Origin of the sequence: Streptomyces sp. FH025, assembly GCF_017427025.1 — a bacterium.
In the GTDB taxonomy this organism is placed as follows: domain Bacteria; phylum Actinomycetota; class Actinomycetes; order Streptomycetales; family Streptomycetaceae; genus Kitasatospora.
Genome location: NZ_JAFLNG010000531.1, coordinates 1 through 5,505 on the forward strand (window position 1 = coordinate 1; position 5,505 = coordinate 5,505).

The 5,505-nt window shown below is 70.1% G+C and carries 5 protein-coding genes; 1 reads left to right on the forward strand and 4 read right to left on the reverse strand.

The window, feature by feature from the left end:
- From J0670_RS28605 to J0670_RS28620, 4 genes are all read right to left on the reverse strand, one after another.
- The coding region (locus tag J0670_RS28605) for an NCS1 family nucleobase:cation symporter-1 (RefSeq protein ID WP_207814585.1) at positions 1-1,486 on the reverse strand (1,486 nt) is incomplete at its 3' end.
- Between the two features lie 28 nt (positions 1,487-1,514).
- Positions 1,515-2,528 (reverse strand): TIGR03842 family LLM class F420-dependent oxidoreductase, encoded by a 1,014-nt coding sequence (locus J0670_RS28610; RefSeq protein WP_207814586.1) that lies wholly within the window; start codon positions 2,526-2,528, stop codon positions 1,515-1,517.
- Positions 2,529-2,610: 82 nt separating this feature from the next.
- A complete protein-coding gene (gene hydA / locus J0670_RS28615) occupies positions 2,611-4,041 on the reverse strand; it encodes a dihydropyrimidinase (protein ID WP_207814587.1) in 1,431 nt (476 codons plus the stop codon).
- Positions 4,042-4,052: 11 nt separating this feature from the next.
- On the reverse strand, positions 4,053-4,895 hold the full coding sequence (locus J0670_RS28620; protein WP_207814588.1) for a nitrilase-related carbon-nitrogen hydrolase: 843 nt from the start codon (positions 4,893-4,895) through the stop codon (positions 4,053-4,055).
- Between the two features lie 383 nt (positions 4,896-5,278).
- On the opposite strand from J0670_RS28620, the gene J0670_RS40635 reads away from it, so the two are divergent.
- Positions 5,279-5,356 (forward strand): putative leader peptide, encoded by a 78-nt coding sequence (locus J0670_RS40635; RefSeq protein ID WP_107086570.1) that lies wholly within the window; start codon positions 5,279-5,281, stop codon positions 5,354-5,356.
- The last annotated feature ends 149 nt before the right edge of the window (positions 5,357-5,505 follow it).

Genomic DNA, 5,505 nt, shown 5'->3' on the forward strand with positions numbered 1-5,505 from the left:
AGGCGAAGCCGACGGCCCAGCCGTAGTCGGCGAGCGGCTTGAGGAGGGGAATGAGGCCGTCGGTCGGGAACGGGCCCTGCTTGGCGCCGTGGGCGTCGATGGTGGAGTAGGAGCCTCCGACCGCCAGCAGGCCGCCGACCAGCAGCGCGGCGACCGCCCGCCAGTTCCACCCGGACGCGTACCAGTAGACACCGGACGGCCGGTAGAGGTCGGCGAGTTCGAGACGGGTACGACGCAGTACCCAGTAGTCCGCGATCAGCACTCCGGCGACCGTCCCGAGCAGACCACCGACCACGCCCAGCCAGACGTAGATGTAGACGTGCGGGTCGGCGGTGAGCCTCCAGGGGAAGATCGCGATCCCGACCACGCCCGTGATCAGCGCCCCGGTACGGAAGTTGACGAACCTGGGCACCAGGTTGGCGAGGTCGTAGGCCGGGGAGACGACGTTGGCGGCGATGTTCACCGACAAGGTCGCGACCAGTACGGTCAGCAGCGCGAACAGGAGCGCCGCCGGGTTCTCCATCTTCGCCGCGAGCTTGATCGGATCCCACACCGGTTCGCCGTAGACCGCCTCGGAACCCGAGGTGACCAGCACCGACAACAGCGCGAAGAGCGTCATCGTGGTCGGCAGCCCGAGCGCCTGCCCCCGGATCTGGGCCCGCTGGCTGCCGCCGAACCGGGTGAAGTCGGAGATGTTGAGCGACAGGGTGGACCAGAACCCGATCATCCCCATCAACGAGGGGAAGAAGACCTTCCAGAACCCGCTCCCCCAGCCCAGTCGGGACGGCTGGGAGAGCAGCGGCCCGAACCCGCCCGCCTTGACCGCGATCCAGGCCAGCAGCGCCAGCGCTCCGGCGATGACGAACGGCGCCGCCCAGTTCTCGAACCGCCGCAGCGTCTCCATCCCCCGGGCGATGATGGCCATCTCGATCAGCCAGAAGAGCAGGAAGGAGACCCATTGCGTCCATGGATAGCCGATGAACTCCCCTGCCGTGCGCCAGGATTCACCGATCAGCTTGCCCGCCAGCAGGAAGATCCCCTCGCCCCCGATCCAGCTCTGGATGCCGAACCAGGCACAGGCCACCGCCGCCCGGATGAGCGCGGGCAGGTTGGCACCGCGCAGCCCGAACGAGGCCCGGGCGAACACCGGGAAGGGAATGCCGTACTTGGTTCCCGCGTGCCCGGTGAGCAGCATCGGCGCCAGCACGATCAGGTTGGCGAGCGCGATGGTCAGGACGGCCTGCCGCCAGTCCATGCCGATCGCGACCAGACCCGAAGCCAGCGTCCAGGAAGGGATGTTGTGCGCCATCCCGACCCAGAGCGCGAGGAAGTTGTAGGTGGTCCAGGTGCGCCGTCGCACCGGGACCGGTCGGAGGTCGTCGCTGGTGAAGCCGTTGGGAGGCAACGCCGCGGCGGCCGGGTCGAGTTCGACCCGGCCGTCGGGGTGCTGCCGCTGTCTGCCGCCGCCGGTAGCGGTGTCGGCCATGGGCAACTCCCGTCTGACACGACTGGGATCAGAGGTGGGGGATGACGTCCGTTCCGTAGGCGTCGATGGTGCTCTCGACCGCGTCGTGCATGGCATAGACGGCGAACTGGTCGACGCCGAGCGAACGGAGCTCCGCGAGCCGGGCGCGCTGGGTCTCCACCGGCCCGATCAGGCAGAAGCGGTCGACGATCTCGTCCGGCACGAAGGCCGTGTCGGGGTTCCCGGCCCGCCCGTGGTGGCTGTAGTCGTAGCCCTGGCGGCCCTTGATGTACTCGGTGAGGGCGTCGGGCACCAGGCCGGAGTGCTCGCCGTAGTGGCTGACCAGGTCGGCGACGTGGTTGCCGACCATCCCGCCGAACCAGCGACACTGTTCCCGGGCGTGGGCGAGCGCGGCGGGCGAGTCGTCCACGGTGACGTACGCGGGCGCGGCGACGCAGATGGTGAGCGCGTCCGGATCCCGGCCCGCCTCGACGGCCGCCGCCCGTACCGCCTTGACCATGTACTCGGTGAGGTACGGATCGGCCAGCTGGAGAATGAATCCGTCCGCCTGACGGCCGGTCAGGTCGAGCGCCTTGGGTCCGTACGCGCCCATCCAGATCGGCAGCGCGGCGCCGGGGCGCACCCACGGCAGGTGCATCTCGGTGCCGTCCACCTCGACGGTCCGCCCCTCGGCCAACTCCTTGATGGCGTGCATGGCTTCGGAGAGCCGGGCGAGCGTGGCGGGCTGGCGTCCGGCGACCCTCATGGCGGAGTCGCCGCGGCCGATGCCGCAGACGGTGCGGTTGCCGTACATGTCGTTGAGCGTGGCGAACAGGGAGGCGGTGACCTCCCAGGTCCGGGTGGAGGGATTGGTGACCATCGGACCGACGGTGAGCCGCTCGGTCTCGGCGAGGATGCGGCTGTAGATGACGAACGGCTCCTGCCACAGCACGCAGGAGTCGAAGGTCCAACCGTGGCTGAACCCGGCCTGTTCGGCGCGGATCATGCGGTCGATGAGCAGGCGGGCGGGCGGGTCGGTCTGCAGGACGAGGCCGATGTCCATGGGTGGCTCCGGAAGGGGAGGTCTGGCCGCCGCCCGATCGCCGAACGGGCGGCGGCAGGTCAGAAGGGTTGGGGGCGAGCGGTCAGACGAGGTACTGGCAGGTGTCCCGGCGCAGGAAGGTGCCGTGCCCGGCCCGTCCAAGCCAGGTGCCGTCGTTCAGCACGACGGTGCCGCGCGAGATCACCGTCCGCGCCCGGCCGGTGAGTTGACGTCCTTCGTAGGCCGAGTAGTCCACGTTCATGTGGTGGGTCGCGGCGGAGACGGTCTGCACCGCGGTGGGGTCGTACACCACGAGGTCGGCGTCGGCGCCCGGCGCGACGGTGCCCTTGCGCGGGTGCAGCCCGAACATCCGGGCCGGGGTGGTGCAGGCGATCTCGACCCAGCGCCGCCGGCTGATGTGCCCGTCCACCACGGCCTGGTGGAGCAGGTCCATCCGGTTCTCCACGCCCGGAAGGCCGTTGGGGATCTTCGAGAAGTCGCCGCGGCCGAGTTCCTTCTGCCCGACGTAGCAGAACGGGCAGTGGTCGGTGGAGACCACCTGGAGGTCGTTGGTGCGCAGCCCGCGCCAGAGCGCCGCCTGGTGCTCGCGGGGCCGCAGTGGCGTGCTGCACACGTACTTGGCGCCTTCGAAGCCGTCGGCGCCCTCCTCGGCGAGGTTGTCGGTGGAGAGGAAGAGGTACTGCGGGCAGGTCTCGCCGAAGACGTTGAGCCCGGCGTCGCGGGCCTGGGCGAGTTCGGCGAGCGCGGAGGCGGCGGAGACGTGCACGACGTAGAGCGGGCTGCCGGCCACCTGGGCGAGCCGGATCGCCCGGTGGGTGGCCTCGGCCTCCAGCAGCTCGTGCCGCACCTCGCCGTGGTAGCGCGGGGCGCTGCGGCCGGCGGCCAGGGCCTGTTCGACGAGGACGTCGATGGCGATGCCGTTCTCGGCGTGCATCATGATCAACCCGCCGTTGGCGGCGCCGCGTTGCATGGCGCGCAGGATGCGGCCGTCGTCGCTGTAGAAGACACCGGGGTAGGCCATGAAGAGCTTGAAGGAGGTGGACTCGCCGGAGTCGACGAGGGCGTCCATCTCCTTCAGGACACCGTCGTTGACGTCCGAGACGATCGTGTGGAACGCGTAGTCGACGGCGCAGTTGCCCTCGGCCTTGGCGTGCCAGGCGTCCAGGCCCTCGCGCAGCGAGCCGCCGACGGGTTGGACGGCGAAGTCGACGATGGTGGTGGTGCCGCCCCAGGCGGCGGCGCGGGTGCCGGTCTCGAAGGTGTCGGAGGCCGCGGTGCCGCCGAAGGGCAGTTCCATGTGGGTGTGGGCGTCGACACCGCCCGGGATGACGTAGTGGCCGGTCGCGTCGATGACGGTGTCGGCGCTCCAGGCCTCGGCGGCGGCGCTGCCGGTGGCGGCCAGGGCGGCGATGCGTTCGCCCTCGATGAGGACGTCGGCGTGGAGTTCGTCGGTGGCGGTGATGACGAGGCCGCCGCGGACGACGGTGCGCTGGTGCGGGTCGCGGGTGGTCATCGCGCTGCTCCTCAGGCCTCGGCGAGCGGTCCGTAGGCGTCGGGGCGGCGGTCGCGGTAGAACGCCCACTGCTGGCGGACCTCTTCGATCAGGCCGAGGTCGAGGTCGCGGACGACGAGTTCCTCCTCCTTGTCGGAGGCGACGTCGCCGACGAACTGGCCGCGCGGGTCCACGAAGTAGGAGGTGCCGTAGAAGTCGTTGTCGCCGTACTCCTCGGTGCCGACCCGGTTGATGGCGGCGACGAAGTACTCGTTGGCGACGGCGGCGGCCGGCTGTTCGAGCTGCCAGAGGTAGGCGGACAGGCCGCGGCTGGTGGCGGAGGGGTTGTAGACGATCTGCGCGCCGGCCAGGCCGAGGGCGCGCCAGCCCTCGGGGAAGTGGCGGTCGTAGCAGATGTACACGCCGACCTTGCCGACGGCGGTGTCGAAGACCGGCCAGCCCAGGTTGCCGGGCTTGAAGTAGTACTTCTCCCAGAAGCCCTTGACCTGCGGGATGTGGTGCTTGCGGTACTTGCCGAGGTAGCTGCCGTCCGCGTCGATCACGGCGGCGGTGTTGTAGTAGACGCCGGTCTGCTCCTCCTCGTAGACCGGCACGACCATGACCAGGCCGAGTTCGCGGGCGAGCTCGCGCATCCGGCTCACGGTCGGGCCGTCCGGGACGGCCTCGGCCCAGCGGTAGTGCTCGGACTCCTGGACCTGACAGAAGTACGGGGAGTTGAAGACCTCCTGGAAGCCGATGATCTTCGCGCCCTGGGCCGCGGCCTCGCGGGCGTACCTCTCGTGGAGGGCGATCATGCTCTCCTGGTCGCCGGTCCAGCGGGTCTGGACCAGCGCGGCACGGACGATCTGCGACATGGGTACCTCCGCAACTCCGCGGTCCGGCCGTGCGGTCGGGCCCGCGGTCTGAGGGTTGACGGGGCGGGTCTCGCCTGCGGGCCGCTCAGGGAACCGCAGGGGTCTACGTGCGTAGAAAGCGATCTGTAGACGGTAGGCCGGGCCTCGGTGGCCTGACAATACGTCGGTGGTAACGCGTCTGGGGCGATCCTGTTGCGCGGACACGCGGTCGGTCCCGGGTGGGATGAAACGCCCGGGTGGGATGAAACGCTGATCTACCCCGAAAGTCGCATCCTTACTCGTTCGAGTGAAAGCGAGCGAGGTTCCCCCTCCCCAGTGCTCCACTCGCGCCCGGCCCACGCTCAGCTTGACTTCGTCCGACCTGCTCCGGAAGGATCCGGCACATGGACTCCGGCGCCACTCTGGTTTGCCGCCTGCACGTCGATCTGCGACGCCAGGCGAGTTCCATCTGTGCCTGTTGACCTTGCTCCTCCCCGCCGGTCCCACCCTGTGACTCCTGCCAGGGCCCGCACCGCGCACCCGCACCCGCAGTTCTGATCCCGCCCCGCCCGGCGCACCCGTGCGTGCCGTGCCGCTCAGTCGGCCCGCGCCCGCCGTCCCGGTCGCCGGG

Excerpts from the sequence above, each read along its gene's own strand:
- J0670_RS28610 (WP_207814586.1), bottom strand. The coding sequence starts at position 2,528 with ATGGACATCGGCCTCGTCCTGCAGACCGACCCGCCCGCCCGCCTGCTC.
- hydA (WP_207814587.1), bottom strand. The coding sequence starts at position 4,041 with ATGACCACCCGCGACCCGCACCAGCGCACCGTCGTCCGCGGCGGCCTC.
- J0670_RS28620 (WP_207814588.1), bottom strand. The coding sequence starts at position 4,895 with ATGTCGCAGATCGTCCGTGCCGCGCTGGTCCAGACCCGCTGGACCGGC.
- J0670_RS40635 (WP_107086570.1), top strand. The coding sequence starts at position 5,279 with ATGGACTCCGGCGCCACTCTGGTTTGCCGCCTGCACGTCGATCTGCGA.